This window comes from Paucibacter soli (assembly GCF_037482845.1).
GTDB classification, from domain to species: Bacteria; Pseudomonadota; Gammaproteobacteria; order Burkholderiales; family Burkholderiaceae_C; genus Paucibacter_B; species Paucibacter_B soli.
The window spans coordinates 20,915-41,166 of record NZ_JBBHJW010000008.1; the positions used below are offsets into that span (position 1 = coordinate 20,915).

24 protein-coding genes are annotated in these 20,252 nt (G+C 68.2%); 19 read left to right on the plus strand and 5 right to left on the minus strand.

The window, feature by feature from the left end; all coding sequences use genetic code 11:
• The first annotated feature begins 3 nt into the window (after positions 1-3).
• Genes WG898_RS16465 through WG898_RS16480 form a run of 4 tightly spaced genes read left to right on the plus strand, consistent with a single transcriptional unit; the run spans position 4 to position 2,604 of the window.
• Entirely contained in the window at positions 4-288 is a 285-nt protein-coding gene (locus tag WG898_RS16465) for a hypothetical protein (RefSeq protein ID WP_339603886.1), read from the plus strand.
• A 5-nt stretch (positions 289-293) separates the two neighbouring features.
• Positions 294-929, plus strand: a complete 636-nt coding sequence (locus WG898_RS16470) for a DUF6969 family protein (protein ID WP_339603887.1) — start codon at positions 294-296, stop codon at positions 927-929.
• Between the two features lie 13 nt (positions 930-942).
• Positions 943-1,959, plus strand: a complete 1,017-nt coding sequence (locus tag WG898_RS16475; protein WP_339603888.1) for a sulfurtransferase — start codon at positions 943-945, stop codon at positions 1,957-1,959.
• A 30-nt stretch (positions 1,960-1,989) separates the two neighbouring features.
• Positions 1,990-2,604 carry a c-type cytochrome gene (locus WG898_RS16480; RefSeq protein ID WP_339603889.1) on the plus strand — a complete coding sequence of 205 codons (615 nt, stop codon included), beginning with the start codon at positions 1,990-1,992 and terminating at the stop codon, positions 2,602-2,604.
• A gap of 3 nt (positions 2,605-2,607) precedes the next feature.
• Here WG898_RS16480 and WG898_RS16485 read toward each other — a convergent pair whose 3' ends face one another.
• On the minus strand, positions 2,608-3,882 hold the full coding sequence (locus WG898_RS16485) for an FCSD flavin-binding domain-containing protein (RefSeq protein ID WP_339603890.1): 1,275 nt from the start codon (positions 3,880-3,882) through the stop codon (positions 2,608-2,610).
• A 10-nt stretch (positions 3,883-3,892) separates the two neighbouring features.
• Complete coding sequence (locus tag WG898_RS16490; RefSeq protein WP_339603891.1) at positions 3,893-4,222, minus strand: c-type cytochrome; 330 nt, start codon at positions 4,220-4,222, stop codon at positions 3,893-3,895.
• Positions 4,223-4,370: 148 nt separating this feature from the next.
• Between WG898_RS16490 and WG898_RS16495 the strand changes: the two genes are divergently transcribed.
• The 3 genes from WG898_RS16495 to WG898_RS16505 are packed head-to-tail and all read left to right on the plus strand — an operon-like array spanning position 4,371 to position 7,372.
• Positions 4,371-5,297, plus strand: coding sequence for an MBL fold metallo-hydrolase (locus tag WG898_RS16495; protein WP_444718963.1), 927 nt, complete (start codon positions 4,371-4,373; stop codon positions 5,295-5,297).
• Complete coding sequence (locus WG898_RS16500) at positions 5,294-5,782, plus strand: TlpA family protein disulfide reductase (protein ID WP_339603892.1); 489 nt, start codon at positions 5,294-5,296, stop codon at positions 5,780-5,782. The genes WG898_RS16495 and WG898_RS16500 overlap by 4 nt, the downstream gene beginning before the upstream one ends.
• A gap of 18 nt (positions 5,783-5,800) precedes the next feature.
• A complete protein-coding gene (locus WG898_RS16505; protein ID WP_339603893.1) occupies positions 5,801-7,372 on the plus strand; it encodes a methyl-accepting chemotaxis protein in 1,572 nt (523 codons plus the stop codon).
• Here the strand turns inward: WG898_RS16505 and WG898_RS16510 are convergent.
• Positions 7,359-7,751, minus strand: coding sequence for a carboxymuconolactone decarboxylase family protein (locus WG898_RS16510; RefSeq protein ID WP_339604144.1), 393 nt, complete (start codon positions 7,749-7,751; stop codon positions 7,359-7,361). The genes WG898_RS16505 and WG898_RS16510 overlap by 14 nt on opposite strands.
• Positions 7,752-7,844: 93 nt before the next feature.
• Complete coding sequence (locus WG898_RS16515) at positions 7,845-8,777, minus strand: LysR family transcriptional regulator (RefSeq protein WP_339603894.1); 933 nt, start codon at positions 8,775-8,777, stop codon at positions 7,845-7,847.
• A gap of 102 nt (positions 8,778-8,879) precedes the next feature.
• Here WG898_RS16515 and WG898_RS16520 point away from each other — a divergent pair, with 102 nt between their 5' ends.
• The 12 genes from WG898_RS16520 to WG898_RS16575 all read left to right on the plus strand — a co-directional run bounded on the left by WG898_RS16520 (position 8,880) and on the right by WG898_RS16575 (position 19,500).
• Entirely contained in the window at positions 8,880-10,346 is a 1,467-nt protein-coding gene (locus WG898_RS16520; RefSeq protein WP_339603895.1) for a form I ribulose bisphosphate carboxylase large subunit, read from the plus strand.
• A 17-nt stretch (positions 10,347-10,363) separates the two neighbouring features.
• A complete protein-coding gene (locus tag WG898_RS16525) occupies positions 10,364-10,798 on the plus strand; it encodes a ribulose bisphosphate carboxylase small subunit (protein WP_339603896.1) in 435 nt (144 codons plus the stop codon).
• Between the two features lie 80 nt (positions 10,799-10,878).
• A complete protein-coding gene (cbbX, locus tag WG898_RS16530) occupies positions 10,879-11,763 on the plus strand; it encodes a CbbX protein (RefSeq protein ID WP_339603897.1) in 885 nt (294 codons plus the stop codon).
• An 8-nt stretch (positions 11,764-11,771) separates the two neighbouring features.
• Positions 11,772-12,500, plus strand: coding sequence for an HAD-IA family hydrolase (locus WG898_RS16535; protein ID WP_444718967.1), 729 nt, complete (start codon positions 11,772-11,774; stop codon positions 12,498-12,500).
• On the plus strand, positions 12,497-13,591 hold the full coding sequence (locus tag WG898_RS16540; RefSeq protein WP_339603899.1) for a class 1 fructose-bisphosphatase: 1,095 nt from the start codon (positions 12,497-12,499) through the stop codon (positions 13,589-13,591). Before WG898_RS16535 ends, WG898_RS16540 begins: the two co-directional genes overlap by 4 nt.
• A gap of 13 nt (positions 13,592-13,604) precedes the next feature.
• A complete protein-coding gene (locus tag WG898_RS16545) occupies positions 13,605-14,486 on the plus strand; it encodes a phosphoribulokinase (protein ID WP_339603900.1) in 882 nt (293 codons plus the stop codon).
• A gap of 14 nt (positions 14,487-14,500) precedes the next feature.
• Positions 14,501-16,543, plus strand: a complete 2,043-nt coding sequence (gene tkt, locus WG898_RS16550) for a transketolase (protein WP_339603901.1) — start codon at positions 14,501-14,503, stop codon at positions 16,541-16,543.
• On the plus strand, positions 16,525-17,229 hold the full coding sequence (gene gph / locus WG898_RS16555; RefSeq protein ID WP_339603902.1) for a phosphoglycolate phosphatase: 705 nt from the start codon (positions 16,525-16,527) through the stop codon (positions 17,227-17,229). The genes tkt and gph overlap by 19 nt, the downstream gene beginning before the upstream one ends.
• Positions 17,229-18,266, plus strand: coding sequence for a class II fructose-bisphosphate aldolase (gene fba / locus WG898_RS16560; RefSeq protein WP_339603903.1), 1,038 nt, complete (start codon positions 17,229-17,231; stop codon positions 18,264-18,266). The genes gph and fba overlap by 1 nt, the downstream gene beginning before the upstream one ends.
• A 98-nt stretch (positions 18,267-18,364) precedes the next feature.
• Positions 18,365-18,682 carry a c-type cytochrome gene (locus tag WG898_RS16565; protein ID WP_339603904.1) on the plus strand — a complete coding sequence of 106 codons (318 nt, stop codon included), beginning with the start codon at positions 18,365-18,367 and terminating at the stop codon, positions 18,680-18,682.
• A gap of 44 nt (positions 18,683-18,726) precedes the next feature.
• A complete protein-coding gene (locus tag WG898_RS16570) occupies positions 18,727-19,050 on the plus strand; it encodes a hypothetical protein (protein ID WP_339603905.1) in 324 nt (107 codons plus the stop codon).
• A gap of 93 nt (positions 19,051-19,143) precedes the next feature.
• Entirely contained in the window at positions 19,144-19,500 is a 357-nt protein-coding gene (locus WG898_RS16575) for an ArsR/SmtB family transcription factor (RefSeq protein WP_339603906.1), read from the plus strand.
• A 12-nt stretch (positions 19,501-19,512) separates the two neighbouring features.
• On the opposite strand, the gene WG898_RS16580 is transcribed toward WG898_RS16575, so the two are convergent.
• Positions 19,513-20,250, minus strand: coding sequence for a Crp/Fnr family transcriptional regulator (locus WG898_RS16580; protein WP_339603907.1), 738 nt, complete (start codon positions 20,248-20,250; stop codon positions 19,513-19,515).
• Between the last annotated feature and the right edge of the window lie 2 nt (positions 20,251-20,252).

Sequence of the window (20,252 nt, forward strand, 5' to 3'; positions counted from 1 at the left end):
GTGATGCGAAAGACAGATAGCAAGAAACTGCGCGGCAACGCCGCCACCGTCGCGCAGGCCCTGCCGGCGTTGGCGATGGCGATGGCGCTGGCGATGTTGCAGCCGGCCCAGGCTGCCGAGCCTGCCAAGCCCGCGGCCTCCAGCGCCAGCGCGGCCAAAGCCGACAAGCCGGCGAATCCCTGCGGCCCCGAGAATCCCTGTGGCCCGGCCAAGAAGAAGCGCAAGAAGAGCGGCAGCGGCGACAACCCCTGCGGGCCCGCCAATCCCTGTGGCCCGGCGAAGAAGTAGGCAGCGTGCCCGTGCAGCAGCATCAGATCCTGCTGGCCGAGGCCGCATGGGACGCCGTGCAGATCCCACTGCGACAGGCGCAACGCGGCCGCAGCATGGCGCAGCTGGCCCTGTGCGGTGCGGCGCGCTTCGAGCAGTGGCGCCATTACCCTGCAACCGATGCGCGCGACGCACAGCATGGCAGCCAGTTCTACTTTCATGCCCACGCGCAGCCGCGCTGCAAGGGCGAGCATGGGCATTTCCACCTGTTCCAGCGCGCGGCACAGCCGGGCAGCGCCGCCTTCCATCACCTGGTGGCGCTGTCCATCGACGCCCTGGGCCGGCCGCTGCGCTGGTTCACCACCAATGCCTGGGTGACCGGCGAGCAGTGGCTGCCTGCCAGCGCGCTGTGCGAGCTGCTGCCGCGCTACACCCTGGTGCAGCGCGGCAGGCTGGCACCGCTGGCGCGCTGGTTGCAGTCCCTTGTGAGGCTGCATGCCGCCGAGCTCGCCCGCTTGCTGCGGCAGCGTGACGCGGCGCTGGCGCGTGCGGCGCGCGGTCGCAGCCTGGACGCCTTGCTGCAGGACCGCCAGCTTCAACTGCTGAGCCAGCGCGAGATCAGGCTGGCGCAGCGCCTGCAAGACCTGACCCCACTGACATGACGGAGACCCGACCATGAATCCACTGATGACCCTGACCCGACGCTGCCTGCTGGGCGCCGCGCTGCTGAGCGCTGGCGCCATGTGGGCCCCGCTGGCCGCCGCGGCCGCCAAGCTGCCCGGCCCGGTGGTCGATGCCAGCTGGCTGGCCGCCCATCTGGATGAGGTCCAGGTGTACGAGGTGCGCGCCAATGTGAAGAGCTTCACCGGCACGCCGGAGTTCGAGACCGATGCCAAGAGTGGCAGGAAGACATTGCTCGAGGTGGGCGGGCATATTCCCGGCGCGCGCCTGATGGACACCAAGCCGCTGCGCACCGACCGCAAGATCGGCGATCTGACGGTCAAGTACATGCTGCCCGAGCAGGCTGTTTTCGAGAAACTGATGCAGGCCATCGGCATGGACGCCGACAAGCCCATCGTGCTGGTGCCGCTGGGTGTGGAGGTCGCCGATCTGGATGACGCCCTGCGCGCCTACTGGCAGCTCAAGGTCTACGGCGAAGACCGCATCGCCGTGCTGGACGGTGGCATGGCCAATTGGCTGCTGGAGGGCCGCCCGCACAGCAGCGAGGCGCCTGCCGCCAAGCAGGGCAGCTGGCGTGCCCTGGCCGACCGCAGCGCGCAGTATGGCGCCGACAGCGAGGCCGTGGCCGCCGCGGTGGCCAACCAGTCGGCCACCCTGATCGACGGACGCGATCTGCGCTCCTTCCACGGCTTGTCCAAGCGCGATTACGTCTACGCGGCCGGCCATATTCCAGGCGCGCGCGCGCTGCCCCCCGAGTTGCTGACCAAGCCGGTGGCCGGCGGTGCGGTGAAGCTGCAAAGCCTGGCCACCTACCGCGGTCTTGCCGCGGCCAGCGGCGTCGAGGCCGACCGGCCCAGCATCGCCTACTGCAACAGCGGTCACCTGGCCTCCGGCCCCTGGTTCGTGATGTCCGAGCTGCTGGGCTACAGGAATGCGCGCCTGTATGACGGCTCCATGCACCAGTGGACGCTGGAGAAGCGCCCGGTCGAGGGCGCCATACCCTTGCAATAAGGACGCTGCAATAGCGTTTAGAGTAAGCCCATGCAAGGCGCCAAGCACCGTTCGTCCCTCTGGCTGCTCAGCCTGCTGCTGCTGAGTCAAGCCGCCTGGGCCCAGGACAAGCAACTCACCCGCGCCGAGGAGATCGTGCAGGGCAAATGCTTCATCTGTCATGGCGTCGATGGCGAGAGCTCCAGCCCGGTGTTTCCGCGTCTGGCCGGCCAGCATGGCGCTTATGTGGCGCGCCAACTGGCCGACTACCAGGCCGGCAGGCGCAAGAGCAGCACCATGCAGCCCATGGTGGAAGACCTGAATGCCGAGGACTTCGCCGCACTGGGCCGCTACTTCGAGTCGCGCCAGCCGCTGGCGCATGCGGTGGACGACAGCGAACTCGCGCAGGTGGGCCGCTTTGTCTTCCTGCGCGGCAATCCCTATAGCGGCGTGGCCGCCTGCGCCGGCTGCCACGGCCCCAAGGGCCATGGCACGCCCCAGCTGCCACGCCTGGCCGGCCAGCATGCCCAGTACACCGAGAACCAGCTGCGCCTGTTCAGCAGGCGCGAACGCAGCAACGACAACGCGGTGATGCATGCCATCGCCAGCAAGCTCAGCGAGCTGGAGCTGAAGGCCGTGTCGGTCTACATCAGTGGATTGAACTAAGGCCTACCCCAGCATGTCGCTCCAGATGTTCTCGGCCCAGGAGAGCGCGTAGCGCCCCTCGACCTGGTTGGCGGCAGCCGAGACACCACCCGCGCCAGGCACCGGCTTGAAGGCCTTGTCGGCGGCGTCGTACTGGTGCACCGAGGCCACATGCACCACGTCGCGTGCGGTCACGAAGCTGTAGCAAGTGTTCATCAGCACCGGCGTGGCGTTCACCGCCTCGCCCTTGAGCAGCTGGATGATGGCCGCGGCTGCCAGCTTGGCCTGCTGGTTGGCCATATGGCCGGACTTGGGCATGCCCGGGCCGGGGAAGACGCTGTCGCCCAGCACATGCACGCCGGGCAGGGCGGTGGATTCCATGCTCAGCCATTGCACGCCGGCCCAGCGTTGGTTGACGTTCACCACACCGGCTTGCAGCGCCAGGTCGGCGGCACGCTGCGGCGGTATCACGTTCAGCACATCGGTCTTGACGTCCTCGAACTCCAGGCGTGCCAGCTTGCCAGCATTGGCGACCTCCTTCAGTTCGGCATTGGGCCGGTACTCCAGGATGCCCTCATAGTGCTGCTTGAAGGCCTTCTCGAACAGCGCCTTCTTGGACTGGATCTCGGGGTTGGCATCCAGCACCAGCAACTTGGACCTGGGCTTGGCCGTCTTCAGGTAGCTGGCGATCATGCAGGCCCGCTCATAGGGCCCGGGCGGGCAGCGGTAGGGTGCCTTGGGAATGCTCATCGCCACCACGCCGCCATCGGCCATGTCGGTCAGCTGCTGGCGCAGCGCCACGGTCTGCGGGCCTGCCTTCCAGCTGTGCAGCACCTGGCCGCTGGCCAGCGCTGCCTGCAGGCCACCGATCTGATCGCTCATGAAATCGATGCCGGGCGAGAGCACCAGGCGGTCGTAGGCCAAGGCGCTGCCATCGGCCAGGCGCAGCGACTTGGCCACCGAGTCGATCGCCAGCACCTCGCCCTGCACCAGCTTCACGCCCAGGGCCTTGAGACCCTCGTAGCCGCGCGTAATCTCGCTCATCTGCTTGTGGCCGCCCAGCACCAGGTTGGAGATCGGGCAGGAGACGAAGCTGGCCTGGCGCTCCACCAGGGTCACGTCCACATTGCCGCCCCACAGGCGCAGATAGCGCGCCGCGGTGGCGCCGCCAAAGCCGCCGCCCACCACCACCACCCGGCCGATCGAGGGGCCCGTGGCCATGCTCGCGCAGCCCGCCAGCGCCAGGCCGCTCAAACCAGCCAGCAGCAGCTGGCGACGTTGCAGTTCGGATTGATGCATGGTCCGCTCCTCAGGGTTTGGCCGGCAGGGCGGCGAAGTGCTTCACGACCAGCTTGAGCTGTTCCTCGCTATAGCCCTTGGCGATCTGGTGCATGATGGTGGCCGGCTGGGCACCGCTGCGAAAGTCGGCCAGCAGCTTGAGCAGCTCGTCCTCCTTGCGACCGGCGAGCGTCTTCATCTCGCCCTTGGCCACGCCGGCCGTGCCATGGCAGTTGGCGCAGGTGGCCGCCAGATTGCGCGCCAGAAGAGGGTCGGCCTTGGTGGCGTCCTGCGCCCAGCTCGCGCCGGCCAGCAAGGCCAGGCTCAGCGGCCATGCGCCGCGTACTCTTGAAGGCATCATGAGCATCTCCTGTGTGGATGGGCGCCAGCGCTCAGCTGCGCCGGACCTGTCAGCATCCCGACAAGCGCGCCCCAGGCCCATCGGGACTAACCATGATGTCGACAGCAAGGGCTTAAGCTTGTAATATCAGCATATGCGAATACACAGTTTGACTGCTCGCCTGGGCGTGCTGCTGGCCGCCCTGGGCGCGAGTTTGAGCCAGGCCCAGGTCTTGCACGCCGTGCAGGTAGCGCCGCAGACCTGGATGGTGCAGGGCGAATCGGCGCTGGGTTCCAGCGCCAATCGCAATTTCATCTCCAACGCCGCCTTCGTCGTCACGCCCGAGGGCGTGCTGGTGGTCGACGCGCTGGGTTCGCCGGCACTGGCACAGGAGCTGGTGCAGGAGATCCGCAGGATCACGCCGGCACCGATCAAATACGTGGTGCTGAGTCATTACCACGCCGACCATGTCTACGGCCTGCAGGCGCTCAAGGCCGCCGGCGCCCAGGTGATCGCACAGCAAGACGGGCAGACCTACCTGCACTCCGACACCGCCGCCCTGCGCCTCAAGGCCAGCCGCGAGGAACTGTTCCCCTGGATCGACGAAAAGACCGAGCTGTTGCCGGCCGATCGCTGGATCAAGGGCCCGCTGACGCTGCGCATGGGCGGGCTGGATTTCCAGCTGCAACCGGTGGGCCCGGCGCACACGCCCGAAGACCTGGTGGTCTATGTGCCGCAGCTCAAGCTGCTGCTGGCCGGCGACATCGTGTTCCGCGGCCGCGTGCCCTTTGTGGGCCAGGCCGACAGCGGGCGCTGGATAGGTGCGCTGGACAAGCTGCTGGCCTTCGACACCCAGGTGATCGTGCCCGGCCATGGCCCGGTGTCGAGCACCGCGCGCGAGGACCTGCAGATGACGCGCGACTATCTCGCCTATCTGCGCCAGACCATGGGCGAGGCGGCGCGCAATATGGAGCCCTTCGAGGACGCCTACGCGCGCACCGACTGGTCGCGCTTCGCCAGGCTGCCGCTGTTTGCCGCCGCCAATCGCATCAATGCCTACAACACCTATCTGCTGATGGAGCAGGAAGGCCGATGAGGCGGCGCACCTGCCTGCTCGGCCTGCTGGCGGCCGGGACATGGGCAACGCCGACGGCCCGGGCCCTGCCGGCCGCGCGTGGGGAGCCGGTGCCATGGCCCGCCGTGCGCCTGCTGGATGGCCAGCCCTGGGAGGGCCCGCAGGGCCGCGCCGTGCTGCTGGTGTTCTGGTCGCTAGGCTGCGCCTATTGCGAGCGCCACAACGCCCATGTGGAAAAGCTCTGGCGCGCCGCGCAGGGCCGCGGGCTGACGGTGTTGGGCGTGGTGCGCGCCAGCGACGCGGCGGCCGTGGCCCGCCATGCAGCCGCGCGCGGCTGGAGTTTTCCCAACAGCCTGGACGCCGATGCGCTGGCCGCCGTGCTGAGCCGCCGCCGCAGCGTGCCCATGACCGTGGCGGTGGACCGGCAGGGGCGCTTCGTCGAGGCGGTGCCGGGCGAGATGTTCGAGGACGATGTGCTGGGCTATCTGCGGCTGCGGCAGCAGTAGAGCGGCATGAAGGTGACCATGTTCAATCAATTCCGCATCACACAGCGCTTCGTCGCCATCATGGCGATGTACTGGCTGACCTTTCTCTTGCTGGCGGTGCTGGCCATCTGGGGGCTGATGGCCGGCGCGAACGGTCAGGACGAGGTGGCCAGGCAGCGCTTCGGCACGGTTAACAGCATCCACGAGTTGATCAAGTTGAACCAGGCCAATCGCATGGAGATTCTGCTGGCCTTCCAGCATGCGCCCGGCAGCGCGCTGGCGGGTATCCACGACCATCCGACGCGCCTGCATCTGGACGCGATCGAGCAGTACCGCGCCAGCAATGACGCGGCCTGGAGCCAGTTGCGCGCCGATGCCAGCGCCGACGCGCTGGCCAGACTCCTGCTTGAGGACGCCTACGCCAAGTGCCAGCTTTGGACCGAGCGCATCGGCAGCGCAATGGCGGCGATCGGCAAGCAGGACTACTCGGACCAGGCGATGGCGGCCTTTCTGGCGGCCGGGCGCAACGAGGGCCAGGCCATGTTCGCGGCCCTGGAAAAGCTGTTGGCGCATCAGAACGAACAGGTCAAGTTGACGGCGCAGCATGCGCAGCGCGTTGCCACGCTTGTGACCTGGGTGTTCATCGCGCTGGCCGTGCTGGTGGGCTTGCCGGCGACCTGGATGTTTGTCAGCCTGCTGGGCCGCATCCGTGGCGGCTTTGCCAAGGCCGACGAGATCTCCAGCGCGATCGCGGCCGGCGATCTGACGCTGGACACGCGCGCCGACGGCGCCGACGAGATCGGCCAGCTGCTGGGCAATATGCACACCATGCGTGAGCGTCTGCTGAGCCTGATACGCGAGGTGCGCCATGCGGCCGAGGGCGTGCAGGTCGCGGCCACCGAGGTGGCGGCCGGGAATATGGACCTGTCCAACCGCACCGAACAGACGGCTGGCCATCTGCAGCAGACCGCCGGCACCACCGACGAGCTGAGCCAGACGGTGCGCCAGAATGCCGACAACGCCGTGCAGGCCGATCAGCTGGCCAAGGGGGCGAGCGAGGTGGCCGAACGTGGCGGCACGGTGGTGGGGCTGGTGGTGCAGACCATGAAGGGCATCAACGACAGCAGCCGCAAGATTTCAGACATCATCGGCGTGATCGATTCGATCGCCTTCCAGACCAATATCCTGGCGCTCAACGCGGCGGTGGAGGCGGCGCGCGCCGGCGAGCAGGGGCGCGGCTTTGCGGTGGTGGCCGCGGAAGTGCGCAGCCTGGCGCAGCGTAGCGCCGAGGCGGCGCGCGAGATCAAGCAGTTGATCAGCGCCAGCGTCGAGCATGTCGACCATGGCAGCCTGCAGGTCAACCGTGCCGGTAGCACCATGCAGGAGGTGGTGGCAGCGATCCGGCGCGTCAGCGACATCGTCGGTGCGATCAGCGTCGCCAGCAAGGAGCAGAGCGAGGGCGTGGCCCTGGTGGGCAACTCCATCACCCAGATGGACCATGCCACCCAACAGAACGCCGCCCTGGTGGAGCAGAGCGCTGCCGCTGCGGCCAGCCTGCGCGACCAAGCCGACCAATTGGTGGCCGCGGTGGCGGGCTTCAGGCGGCCTTGACCGCCTGCACCGCCTCGACCTCGGCGGCGCCGCCGCCGAATTCCTCGAAGGCCTGCAGGGCATGGGCGGCATACATCAGCGAGGGCCCGCCACCCATATAGATGCACATGCCCAGCATGTCCTCGAACTCGGCGCGACTGCAGCCCAGCTTCACCAGGGCCTCGGCGTGGAAGCCCACGCAGGGGTCGCAGCGCGCCGCCACCGAGAGCGCCATCGCGATCAGCTCCTTGGTCTTCTTGTCGAGCGCGCCGGCGCGCGTGGCGGCCTGGGCCAGGGCCGAGAAGCCGCGCGTGGTGTCGGGAATGTCGGCGCGCAGCTTGGCCAGCGATGCCGAGACCTCGGCTGTGATGTTGCGATAGGACTTGTTGGGCATGGCGATGGGCCAAAAAATAAGCGTAGGCGCATATAGTCGCGCACCGCTGCAGCATCCGCCTTGAGCCAGGGCAAAGTCCCTGCAAGCTGTGCGCGGGGCTCAGGCTTGCAGCAGTCCGGCGTCATGCGCCAGCAGATGCGGTTCGGCATGTTCCAGCATGAAGTAGCGGAAAGCCTCGGCGGCGGGCGAGAGCAGCTTGCTCTGCATGCGCACCAGGTTCCAGGTGCGCATCACCGGCGTGTGCTCGACGTCCAGCAGCTTGAGCGCGCCGGCGCGCAGCTCCAGCCCCAGCGTGTGCAGCGACAAAAAGCTCACGCCCATGCCGGCCATCACCGCCTGCTTGATGGTCTCGTTGCTGGGCATCTCCATCGCGATGCGCGGCGCCAGCTGGTGCTCGCGCAGGAAATCGTCCATCACCTTGCGCGTACCCGAGCCTGCCTCGCGCGCAATGAAGCGCTGGTTCGCCAAGGCATCCAGCGGCACATGGTCGAGCGCCGCCAGCGCATGGCCGGGCGCGGCCACGAAGACCTGCGGATGCGCGGCGAAGGGCTCGGCCCGGGTGGCCAGCTCCTTGGGCGGGCGCCCCATCACCGCCAGGTCCACCTCGCCCGACTGCAGCAGGTCCACCAGCTGCGCGCGGTTCTGGCACACCGACAGCCTCACGTCCACGCCCGGATGCTCGTCGTGAAAGCGCGCCAGCAAGGCCGGCACGAAGTACTTGGCGGTGCTGACCAGGCCGACCGAGAGCAGGCCGCTTTCTGCGCTCTTGAAGCGCGCCATCGCGTCGTCGGCCTCCTTGAGCGTGGCCAGCAGGCGGCGCGCGTAGACCAGGAAGTACTCGCCCGCGGTGGTGAGCGAGACCTGGCGCCCCTGGCGTTCGAACAGCGCGAGGCCCAGCTGCGATTCCAGCTCCTTGACTTGCATGGTGACGGCCGGCGGCGTCAGGTGCAGGGCTTCGGCCGCGCGCGCAAAGCTCAGACCCTTGGCGACCTCGCAAAACACGCGCAGCTGGCGAAAGGTGGCGTTCAGCATAGCCTTAAGCAATTCATGAAGTGAACGCGAAGAATATCTGAATTCTCTTTATTTAAGTGACGACTTAAATTGCGCCATCGACACACAGACATGGAGCAAGCGATGAACAAGCCGGTGGAAGAGGGCGTGATCACCGACGCCAAGAAGCGCTACAGCGCCGGGGTGCTGAAATACCGCCAGATGGGCTATTGGGATGCCGACTACCAGCCCAAGGACACCGACGTGCTGTGCCTGTTCCGCATCACGCCGCAGGACGGCGTCGATCCCATCGAGGCCGCCGCGGCGGTGGCCGGCGAGTCCAGCACCGCCACCTGGACGGTGGTCTGGACCGACCGCCTCACCGCCTGCGACAGCTACCGCGCCAAGGCCTACCGGGTCGATCCGGTGCCCGGCATTCCAGGCCAGTATTTCGCCTGGGTGGCCTACGACATCATCCTGTTCGAGGAAGGCTCGATCGCCAACATTACCGCCAGCCTGATCGGCAATGTGTTCAGCTTCAAGCCCTTGAAGGCGGCGCGGCTGGAAGACATCCGCATGCCGGTGGCCCTGGTGAAGACCTTCAAGGGCCCCCCCTGCGGCCTGGTGGTGGAGCGCGAACGGCTCGACAAATTCGGCCGCCCGCTGCTGGGCGCCACCACCAAGCCCAAGCTGGGCCTCTCGGGCCGCAACTACGGCCGCGTGATCTACGAGGGCCTGAAGGGCGGACTGGATTTCATGAAGGACGACGAGAACATCAACTCGCAGCCCTTCATGCATTGGCGCGACCGCTTTCTCTACGTGATGGATGGCGTCAACAAGGCGGCCGCCGCCACCGGCGAGGTCAAGGGCAGCTACCTGAATGTGACCGGCGCCACCATGGAGGACATCTACGAGCGCGCAGAGTTCGCCAAGGAACTGGGCTCGGTGGTGATCATGGTCGACCTGATCATCGGCTGGAGCGCGATCCAGAGCATTGCCAACTGGGCGCGCAAGCACGACATGATCGTGCACATGCACCGCGCTGGCCACGGCACCTACACGCGGCAGAAGAACCACGGCGTGAGTTTCCGCGTCATCGCCAAGTGGCTGCGCCTGGCGGGCGTGGACCATCTGCACACCGGCACGGCCGTCGGCAAGCTCGAGGGCGATCCGATGACGGTGCAGGGCTACTACAAGGTCTGCCGCGACAGCTACACCAGGCAAGACCTGGCACGCGGCCTGTTCTACGAGCAGGACTGGTGCGATATGCGCAAGGTCATGCCGGTGGCCTCGGGCGGCATCCATGCCGGCCAGATGCACCAGCTGCTGGACCTGTTCGGCGACGACGTGATCCTGCAGTTCGGCGGCGGCACCATCGGCCACCCGGATGGCATCCAGGCCGGCGCGGTGGCCAACCGCGTGGCGCTGGAAGCCATGGTCAAGGCGCGCAACGAGGGCCGCGACATCAAGAACGAAGGCCCACAGATCCTGCAGCAGGCGGCCCAGTTCTGCGGCCCCTTGCGTCAGGCCCTGGAGACCTGGAAGGACGTGTCCTTCAACTACGCCTCTACCGATACCAGCGATTTCGCCACCACCCCCTCGGTGGCCTGAGCCAGGAGCAAGCAACCATGATGAGCAACCCCACCGGCCGCATCACCCAGGGCCAGTTCAGCTTCCTGCCGGCGCTGAGCGACGCGGAGATCCGTGCCCAGATCGACTACGGCCTGGCCAAGGGCTATGCCTGGAGCGTCGAGTACACCGACGACCCGCATCCGCGCAACACCTACTGGGAGATGCACGGCATGCCCATGTTCGACCTGCGCGACGCCGCCGGCGTGATGCTGGAGCTGCAGGCCTGCCGCGCGGCCTTCCCGCGGCACTACATCCGCCTGATGGCCTTCGACTCGACACGCGGCATCGAGTCGATCGCGATGAGCTTCATCGTCAACCGCCCGGCCGCCGAGCCCGGCTTCATGCTGCAGCGCCAGGAGGTCAACGGCCGCACGCTGCGCACCACCATCGCCGGCTATGCCGCCGCCAAGCCCGAAGGCGAGCGGTATTGATATGAGGCCCCCACGCTCACGTTGTTCGCTGCCCCCCGAGGGGGCGCCCAGTACCTTCGGAACGGCCGGGCGGTACTGAAATGCATACGCCCTGCACGGTCGCCGAAGTGCTGGCCGAGAGCCAGGTCGAGGCGGTGCTGGCCAAGCTCGATGCCGAGTTGGTCGGGCTGGCGCCGGTGAAGCAGCGCATCCGCGAGATCGCCGCGCTGCTGGTGATAGACCGCTTGCGCGCCGCCCATGGCCTGGCGGCCAGCAGCCCCACCTTGCATATGTGCTTCACCGGCAACCCCGGCACCGGCAAGACCACCGTGGCCATGCGCATGGCCGAGATCCTGCACGCCCTGGGCTATGTGCGCAAAGGCCATCTGGTGGCGGTGACACGCGACGACCTGGTGGGCCAGTACATCGGCCACACCGCGCCCAAGACCAAGGAATTGCTCAAGAAGGCCATGGGTGGCGTGCTCTTCATCGACGAGGCCTACTACCTCTACCGGCCCGAGAACGAGCGCGACTACGGCCAGGAGGCGATCGAGATCCTGCTGCAGGTGATGGAGAACCAGCGCGACGATCTGGTGGTGATACTGGCCGGCTATGCGGACCGGATGGACACCTTCTTCCAGTCCAACCCCGGGCTGAGCTCGCGCATCGCCCACCACATCGAGTTCCCCGACTACGCGGGGCCCGAGCTGCTGCAGATCGCCGAGCAGATGCTGGCCCAGAGCCACTACCGCTTCGGCCCTGGCGCGCGCGAGGCCTTCGAGGACTATCTGGGCCGGCGCCTGCGCCAGCCGCATTTCGCCAATGCGCGCAGCGTGCGCAATGCGCTGGAGCGCGCCCGCCTGCGCCAGGCCGGCCGCCTCTACGCCCAGCGCGAGCGCGTGCTCGACGCCGACACCCTGGCCACGCTGGAGCCGGCCGACATCCGCGCCAGCCGCGTCTTCCTTGCGCAGGAGCCCCAGCCATGACGTGCCGCCTGCAGGCCTTGATCTTCGACGTCGACGGCACCCTGGCCGACACCGAGGAACTGCACCGTCAGGCCTTCAACGAGGCCTTTGCCGAGGAGGGGCTGGACTGGCACTGGAGCCCGGCGCTCTACACCGGGCTGCTGGAGATCTCGGGCGGCAAGGAGCGCATCCGCGCCTTCTGGCAGCGCATGCAGCCGGGCCTGCGTGCGCTCGATGCACTGGCGCTGGAAGCCACCGTCGAGCGCCTGCATGAGCTGAAGACCGCAGCCTACGAGCGCCGCATTCAGCAGGGCGCCTTGCGGCTGCGCTCCGGCGTGCAGGCCCTGATCGAGCTCGCGGGCCGCGCCGGCCTGGTGCTGGCCATTGCCACCACCACCTCGCCGGTCAACATCGCCGCGCTGCTGCGCCAGACCTTGGGCCCGGACTGGCGGCTGCGATTCGCCGTGATCGAGGACGCGTCGACGGCGCCGCTCAAGAAGCCGCATCCCCAGGTCTATCTGCAGACGCTCGCGCGCCTCGGCCTGCCGGCAGCCGCCTGCCTGGCCTTCGAGGACTCCGGCAACGGTCTGCGCGCCGCCCGGGGGGCAGGTCTTGCCACGCTCGTCACGCCCACCGCCTTCACGGCCCGACACGACTTCGGCGGCGCGCTGCGCGTGCTGGTGTCGCTGCAGGGCCTCACGCCGGAGCGACTGAACGCCTGGCATTCCGAATCCCTCAACTGCATCGCCATCCCATGAGCCACGAGCACCTGCCGCGCTGGACCCTGACGCGCTACCTGATCGAACAGCGCCGCCGCTTTCCCGGCGCCAGCGGCGACCTGAACGCGCTGATCCTCGACATCGCGCTGGCCTGCAAGGCGATCGCCCGCATCGTTGCGCGCGGCGCACTGGCCGCCACCCCAGAGTCCATTCCGGGAGCCGGCCAGACCAATGTGCAGGGCGAGGAACAAAAGCCGCTGGACATCCTCTCCAACGACTTGTTCCTGCGCATGAACGAGTGGAGCGGCCATCTGGCCGGGCTGGCCTCCGAGGAGATGGCGCTGCCGCAGACCATTCCCGAGACCTACCCACGCGGCAAATACCTCTTGGTGTTCGACCCGCTCGATGGCTCGTCCAACATCGACGTCAACGTGGCGGTGGGCAGCATTTTCTCCATCCTGCGCGCGCCGGCCGAGCTGGCCGCGGGCGCGCGCGAGCTGCAGGAGGCCGATTTCCTGCAGCCCGGCGCGGCCCAGGTGGCGGCCGGCTATGCGATCTATGGGCCCGCCACCATGCTGGTGCTGACGGTGGGCGAGGGCACGGTGGGCTTCACGCTGGACCCCGAGCTGGGCGAGTTCCTGCTCACGCATGAACGCCTGCAGGTGCCCGAGCAGACGCGCGAGTTCGCCATCAACAGCTCCAACAGCCGCTTCTGGGAGCCGCCGGTGACGCGTTATGTGGACGAATGCCTGGCCGGCAAGGCCGGCGCGCGCGGCAAGGATTTCAATATGCGCTGGATCGCCTCCATGGTGGCCGAGGCGCACCGCATCCTGATGCGCGGCGGCGTGTTCCTCTATCCGCGCGACAGCAAGGACGCGAGCAAGCCCGGCCGCCTGCGCCTGCTCTACGAGGCCAACCCGATCGCGCTGCTGATGGAGCAGGCCGGCGGGCGCGCCAGCACCGGCCGCCAGCCCATGCTGGGCGTGAAACCCAGCGAGCTGCACCAGCGCATCCCGCTGGTATTCGGCTCGCGCGACGAGGTCGAGCGCATCGAGCGCTACCACCACGAGCCCGCCCCCGATGCCGCACCCGCGCCGCTGTTCGCGCCGCGCAGCCTGTTCCGAGACTAGAAAGCCCCCCGCCATGTCAGAACGACACCCCATCATCGCCATCACCGGCAGCTCGGGCGCCGGCACCTCCTCGGTGACGCGTACCTTTGAAAACATCTTCCGGCGCGAGCAGGTCAGGGCCGCCGTTATCGAGGGCGACAGCTTCCATCGCTACGACCGCCAGGAGATGCGCGAGCGCCAGTCTGCCGCCGAGGCCGCCGGCAACGAGCATTTCAGCCATTTCGGGCCGGAGAACAACCTGTTCCCGGAGCTCGAACAGCTGTTCCGCAGCTATGGCGAAAGCGGCACGGGCCGGCGCCGCCGCTATCTGCACGACCCGCTGGAGGCCGCGCCCTACGCACAGCCGCCGGGCACCTTCACCGCCTGGGAGGATCTGGCCCCCGACACCGACATGCTGTTCTACGAGGGCCTGCATGGCGCGGTGGTGACCGAGCAGATCGACATCGCGCGCTACCCCGACCTGCTGATCGGCGTGGTGCCGGTCATCAACCTTGAATGGATACAAAAGCTCTGGCGCGACAAGAACGTGCGCGGCTACTCGGCCGAGGCGGTCACCGACACCATCCTGCGCCGCATGCCCGACTATGTGCACTACATCTGCCCGCAGTTCGCCCACACCCATGTGAACTTCCAGCGCGTGCCCATGGTGGATACCTCCAACCCCTTCATCGCGCGCGACATTCCCTCGCCGGACGAGAGCATGGTGGTGATCCGCTTTGCGCAGCCCAAGGGCATCGACTTCCAGTACCTGCTGAACATGATCCACGACTCCTTCATGTCGCGCGCCAACACCATCGTGGTGCCGGGCGGCAAGATGGAGCTGGCCATGCAGCTGATCTTCACGCCCTTCATCTGGCGCATGATGGAGCGGCGTCAGCGCGCGCTCTCACTGTGAACCGGGAGCCCGCGATGCCTAATACCTCGATGCAGAAAGACCAGGCCAATGCGCTGCGCGCGCTGGCCATGGATGCGGTGCAGGCCGCCAATTCGGGCCATCCCGGCGCCCCCATGGGCATGGCCGAGATGGCGCTGGCGCTTTGGGGCGGGCCGCTGCGCCACAACCCCGCCAACCCGGCCTGGCCGGATCGCGACCGCTTTGTGCTCTCCAACGGCCATGCCTCGATGCTGCTGTATGCGCTGCTGCATCTGAGCGGCTATGCGCTGCCGCTGGACGAGCTCAAGCGCTTCCGCCAGCTGCACAGCCAGACGCCCGGCCACCCCGAGCAAGGCCTGACCCCGGGTGTGGAAACCAGCACCGGACCCTTGGGCCAGGGCCTGGCCAACGCGGTCGGCTTCGCGCTGGCCGAACGCCTGCTGGCGGCGCAGTTCAACCGGCCGGGCCACCGCGTGGTCGATCACCACAGCTATGTGTTCCTGGGCGATGGCTGCCTGATGGAAGGCATCAGCCACGAGGCTTGCTCGCTGGCCGGCACGCTCAAGCTCGGCAAGCTGATCGCGCTCTACGACGCCAACGGCATCTCGATCGACGGCAAGATCGAGGGCTGGTTTGCCGACGACACGGCGGCGCGCTTCGAGGCCTATGGCTGGCGGGTGCTGGGGCCGCTGGATGGCCATGCCGTGGCGGCGGTGGCGCAGGCCCTGGAGCAGGCGCTCGCGCAAGCCCGTGCCAACGAAGACAGACCCACGCTGATCATCTGCCGCACCACCATAGGCCAGGGCTCGCCCGGCCGCGCCGGCAGCGCCAAGGTGCATGGCGAGCCGCTGGGTGCGGCCGAGATCGCCGCCACGCGCGCGGCCATGGGCTGGCCGCATGCGCCCTTCGAGATCCCCGAGACGGTGCGCCAGGCCTGGGACGCGCGCGCGCGCGGCGCCGCGCTGGAGCGCGACTGGCAGCGCCGCTTCGCCGCCTACCGCGGCGCGCATCCGCAGCTCGCGGCCGAGTTCGAGCGCCGCGTGCTCAGGCGCGAGCTGCCAGCGGGTTTCGAGCTGCTGGCCTTCAAGACCCTGGCGGCCACCGCGCAACGCCAGGACGCGGTGGCCACGCGCAAGGCCTCGCAGCAGCTGCTCGCTGCGCTGGCGCCGCAGCTGCCCGAGCTGTTCGGCGGCAGCGCCGACCTCACCGCCAGCAACCTGACCGACTTCCCTGCCTGCGGCAGCCTGCGGCCGGGCGATTTCGGCGGCCGCCATCTCAGCTATGGCGTGCGCGAGTTCGGCATGGCCGCCGTGATGAACGGCCTGGCCCTGCACGGTGGGCTGATCCCCTATGGCGGCACCTTTCTGGCGTTCAGCGACTACAGCCGCAACGCCATCCGCATGGCCGCGCTGATGAAGCAGCAGCTCATCCATGTGTTCACGCACGACTCCATCGGTCTGGGCGAGGACGGGCCCACCCACCAGCCGGTGGAGCAGGCCGAGAGCCTGCGCCTGATCCCGGGTCTGGAGGTCTGGCGGCCCGGCGATGCCACCGAAACGGCGGCGGCCTGGATCGCCGCGCTGCAGGAGCGCGAGCGCCCCAGCGCCTTGCTGCTGAGCCGCCAGCCCCTGCCGGCGCAGGCACGCACGCCCGAGCAGGTGGTGGCGATCGCACGCGGCGGCTATGTGCTCGCCGACCGGCCGGCGCCGCGTGCGGTGCTGCTCGCCAGCGGTTCCGAGCTGCAGCTGGCGCTCGCCGCGCAGGCCTTGCTGGACGGGGAGGGCATCGCGGTGCGGGTGGTGTCGCTGCCGTCCGCCACCCGCTTCGACCGCCAGGACGCCGCCTACCGCAGCGCGGTGCTGGGGCCACGCAGCCTGCCGCGCATCGGCGTGGAGGCCGGCAGCACGCGCGGCTGGGGCCATTACGGCTGCAGCGCGGCGCTGGGGCTGGACCGCTTTGGCGAATCGGCGCCCGCCGGGGTGCTGTTCGACCAATTCGGCTTCACGGCGGAAAACCTCGCCGCCCTGGTGCGCGGCACCCTTGCCGAGGAGGCTTCGTCATGCAGCACTATGAACTGATCTGCTTCGACCTCGACGGCACCCTGGTCGATACCGCCGGCGAGATCGCCGAAGGCGTCAACCGGGCGCTGCAAGAGCATGGCCTGGCGCGCCGGCCGCTGGCCGAGATCACGCTGCTGATCGGTGCCGGCACGCGCGAGCTGATGCTCAGGCTGCTGGCACGCATCTTCCACGAGCGGCCCGACTTGAGCGAGCGCGTGCAGGTCGACGCGGTGCTGGCCAGCCTGGACCGGCATTACGCGCTCACCAGCGGCAGCTCGGCGATGGTCTATGCCGGCGCACGCGAGGCCTTGCGCCGCCTGCGCGCGGCCGGCGTGAAGACCGCCTGCGTCAGCAACAAGGAGCTGCGCCATGCGCGTGCGCTGCTGCGCGCCACCCGCCTGGAAGACGAGTTCGACCTGCTGATAGGCGGCGACAGCCTGGCGCACAAGAAGCCGCATGCCAGCGTGCTGCGCCATGTGGCCCAGCGGCTGGGCGTCAGCACGGCGCGCAGCGCCCATGTGGGCGACTCGCAGATCGATGTCGAGGCGGCACGCAATGCCGGTCTGGCCGCCTGGGCCGTGCCCTATGGCTACAACGGCGGCATGCCGATCGCCCAGGCCGGGCCGCAGCGCATCTTCGCCGACCTGCAAGAACTGGCCAGCCATGTGCTGGAGCCCGCAATCATTCAAACAAGGAGCGCCTGATGGCCCTGATCTCTTTGCGCCAACTGCTGGACCATGCCGCCGAGCATGGCTATGGCGTGCCCGCCTTCAACGTCAACAATATGGAACAGGTGCAGGCCATCATGGAGGCCGCCGAGGCGCGGCAGGCGCCGGTGATCCTGCAGGCCTCCGCCGGTGCGCGCAAATACGCGGGCGAGGCCTATCTGCGCCATCTGGTGCTGGCGGCCGTGGAGTCCCACCCCGACATCCCGGTGGTGCTGCACCAGGACCATGGCGCCTCGGTGGCGGTGTGCGTGCAGGCGATACGCTCGGGTTTCACCAGCGTGATGATGGACGGCTCGTTGCTGGAGGACGCCAGGACACCAGCATCCTATCCCTATAACGTCGAGGTGACGCGGCGCGCCTGCGAGCTGGCGCACGCGGTGGGTGTCAGCGTCGAGGGCGAGCTGGGCTGCCTGGGTTCGCTGGAGACCGGTGAGGCCGGCGAGGAGGACGGCGTGGGCGCGGCCGGCAGGCTCAGCCATGCGCAGCTGCTCACCGACCCGGCCCAGGCGCGCGAGTTCGTGGCCGCCACCGGTGTCGACGCGCTGGCCATCGCCATCGGCACCAGCCATGGCGCCTACAAGTTCAGCCGCGCGCCCACCGGCGAGACGCTGGCCATGGCGCGCATCGCCGAGATCCACGCCGCCGTGCCGCACACCCATCTGGTCATGCATGGATCGTCCAGCGTGCCGCAGGAATGGCTGGACATCATCCGCCGCTTCGGCGGCGAGATCCGCGAAACCTATGGTGTGCCGGTGGAGGAGATCCGGCGCGGCATCGCCAGCGGCGTGCGCAAGATCAATATCGACACCGACATCCGCCTGGCCATGTTCGGTGCGATGCGCCAGCTGATGAGCCAGCAGCCCGCCGAGTTCGACCCGCGCAAGGCCTTCGCAGCCGCCCGCGCCGCCGCGCGCGGCCTGTGCGAGCTGCGCTTCGAGGCCTTCGGCTGCGCCGGCCAGGCACAGCGGCTGCGCCCGCTGCCCTTGGAGGCGATGCTGCCGCGCTACCGCTGACGACGGGCCCTTATCCGGGCTTGCCCTGAGTCAAGCCCTGCGCAGATGCAATATCATTGTGTACGAATAAATGAATTGATCTTGATCTGGAGCATCCGATGACGCACAAAATCGCCGCTGTTCTTGTGAGCCTGGCCGCCCTGCTGGCCAGCCAGTCGGCGCATGCCAATCTGGCGCTGGCGCAAAAGAACGCCTGCATGGCCTGCCATGCGGTGGACAAGAAGCTGGTGGGTCCTGCCTATGCCGAGGTGGCCAAGAAGTATGCCGGCCAGGCCGACGCTGCAGACAAGCTGAGCGCCAATATCAAGGCCGGCGGCTCCGGCAAATGGGGCCCCGTGCCCATGCCTGCCCAGGCGGCGCTGAGCGATGCCGACGCCAAGACCCTGGCGAGCTGGGTGCTTGGCGGCGCCAGGTAAGCGTCCTACCATGGGCGCCCAGCGTCACCGACCGGGAGCCTGCCATGAAGATCAGCACCATTGCCCTGTGCGTGGCCCTTTGTAGCGCCGCGGCGCAGGCCGCCGACGACGCCGGCACGCTCTTCAAGGATGCCGACCTGGCGTTGGGCCAGAAGCTGATCCAGGAGCATCGCTGCGCCGCATGCCATGCACGCAAGTTCGGCGGCGATGGCTCGGCGGTCTACCGGCCGCTGGAGCGGGTCAAGACGGCCGGCGCCTTGCGCGGCATGGTCGAGCAATGCAATACCGAACTCAATCTGGGCATGTTCCCGGAAGAGGTAAGCGCGGTGGCGGCGGTGCTCAACAAGGAGCATTACAAGTTCAAGTGAGGCCGCTCTTGGCAGCGAAGTGCCGCCTGGGCGGCAATATCCGTTCTTGCGAATACAATCGGCGCAGCCCACTTCATTCATCAAGCTGCCGCCATGGAAGACCGTCCGCCCGAAGACAAGGTTTTCGAATCCGTCGCCGAACTGTTCTCGCTCCTGTCCACGCCGATCCGGCTGAAGATCATCAGCGCGGTCTGCCATGGCGAGAAGAACGTGTCGGAACTGCTGGAAGCGATCGCGACCACCCAGCCCAATATGTCGCAGCATCTCTCCACGCTCTACCGCAGCGGCGTGCTGTCCAAGCGCCGCGAGGGCACGCAGATCTACTACCGGCTACAGAGCGAGCGCGTCGCCGCGCTGTGCCGCGCCGTCTGCACCCAGGTGGCGATCGAACTCGACCCGGCCGCCGAGATCGAGCTCAAGGAACGGCTGATGCCGGCAGCGGCGCGCTGAGCCGCTGCGCCGTCACTCATCGCTGCGCAGCCTGGCCCGCAGCGCCGCCAGATCCAGACGCGCGCGCTGCGGCTCGACCTGCAGCAGCACGCCCTGGCGCCGGAGCGCGCTGATGGCGCGGCTGGCGGTCTCCATGCTCATATTGAGCATGGCTCCGATATCGCCACGCGTGGGCAACCAGATCCAGGGTTGCGGCTCCTCGCTCTGCGCGTATTGGCTCAGCTTGTGCACCAGCCGCAGGACACGGCGGCGCGCCGGGCCCATCGACAGCTCCGCCAGCCATTCCTCCGCTTGGGCCAATGCTTGCTGCCAGCGCTGCATCAGTTCGGTCGCCAGGCCGACGTGCGACTGGCTCAACTCGGCCACCAGGCCGCGCGGAATGCGGCAGACCTCCAGCGCTGTGCTGGCCAGTGCGCTGCTGCCATAGGGCTGCTTGAGCAATGCCTCCAGCCCGATCAGATCGCCGCGCCCGGCCAGCCTCACGACCCGGCGTTCGCCGCTGGCATTGACACGTTCCAGCCGCACCACGCCCGCGCGCACGGTGAAGAGCGCTTCGGCATGCTGGCCGATGTCGTACAGGGTCTGACCGGCTTCCAGGCGCTGCGCGGCGATATGCACATGGATGCAGTCCAGTGCCTGCTCGGTCAGCGTGCCGAACAGCGCCAGGCGCCGCAGCTCGCAGCTCGCGCAGGCCAGCGCCTGCGGATGCGTGCGGCCTTGACGATGCAGCGAGAAGGCGGCGGCGTACATCT

Bases quoted from the DNA above. Each gene is read 5' to 3' on its own strand.
- WG898_RS16465 (WP_339603886.1), top strand. From the start codon at position 4: ATGCGAAAGACAGATAGCAAGAAACTGCGCGGCAACGCCGCCACCGTC.
- WG898_RS16475 (WP_339603888.1), top strand. From the start codon at position 943: ATGAATCCACTGATGACCCTGACCCGACGCTGCCTGCTGGGCGCCGCG.
- WG898_RS16480 (WP_339603889.1), top strand. From the start codon at position 1,990: ATGCAAGGCGCCAAGCACCGTTCGTCCCTCTGGCTGCTCAGCCTGCTG.
- WG898_RS16485 (WP_339603890.1), bottom strand. From the start codon at position 3,882: ATGCATCAATCCGAACTGCAACGTCGCCAGCTGCTGCTGGCTGGTTTG.
- WG898_RS16490 (WP_339603891.1), bottom strand. From the start codon at position 4,222: ATGATGCCTTCAAGAGTACGCGGCGCATGGCCGCTGAGCCTGGCCTTG.
- WG898_RS16500 (WP_339603892.1), top strand. From the start codon at position 5,294: ATGAGGCGGCGCACCTGCCTGCTCGGCCTGCTGGCGGCCGGGACATGG.
- WG898_RS16505 (WP_339603893.1), top strand. From the start codon at position 5,801: ATGTTCAATCAATTCCGCATCACACAGCGCTTCGTCGCCATCATGGCG.
- WG898_RS16515 (WP_339603894.1), bottom strand. From the start codon at position 8,777: ATGCTGAACGCCACCTTTCGCCAGCTGCGCGTGTTTTGCGAGGTCGCC.
- WG898_RS16520 (WP_339603895.1), top strand. From the start codon at position 8,880: ATGAACAAGCCGGTGGAAGAGGGCGTGATCACCGACGCCAAGAAGCGC.
- WG898_RS16525 (WP_339603896.1), top strand. From the start codon at position 10,364: ATGATGAGCAACCCCACCGGCCGCATCACCCAGGGCCAGTTCAGCTTC.
- cbbX (WP_339603897.1), top strand. From the start codon at position 10,879: ATGCATACGCCCTGCACGGTCGCCGAAGTGCTGGCCGAGAGCCAGGTC.
- WG898_RS16540 (WP_339603899.1), top strand. From the start codon at position 12,497: ATGAGCCACGAGCACCTGCCGCGCTGGACCCTGACGCGCTACCTGATC.
- WG898_RS16545 (WP_339603900.1), top strand. From the start codon at position 13,605: ATGTCAGAACGACACCCCATCATCGCCATCACCGGCAGCTCGGGCGCC.
- tkt (WP_339603901.1), top strand. From the start codon at position 14,501: ATGCCTAATACCTCGATGCAGAAAGACCAGGCCAATGCGCTGCGCGCG.
- gph (WP_339603902.1), top strand. From the start codon at position 16,525: ATGCAGCACTATGAACTGATCTGCTTCGACCTCGACGGCACCCTGGTC.
- fba (WP_339603903.1), top strand. From the start codon at position 17,229: ATGGCCCTGATCTCTTTGCGCCAACTGCTGGACCATGCCGCCGAGCAT.
- WG898_RS16565 (WP_339603904.1), top strand. From the start codon at position 18,365: ATGACGCACAAAATCGCCGCTGTTCTTGTGAGCCTGGCCGCCCTGCTG.
- WG898_RS16570 (WP_339603905.1), top strand. From the start codon at position 18,727: ATGAAGATCAGCACCATTGCCCTGTGCGTGGCCCTTTGTAGCGCCGCG.
- WG898_RS16575 (WP_339603906.1), top strand. From the start codon at position 19,144: ATGGAAGACCGTCCGCCCGAAGACAAGGTTTTCGAATCCGTCGCCGAA.
- WG898_RS16580 (WP_339603907.1), bottom strand. From the start codon at position 20,250: ATGTACGCCGCCGCCTTCTCGCTGCATCGTCAAGGCCGCACGCATCCG.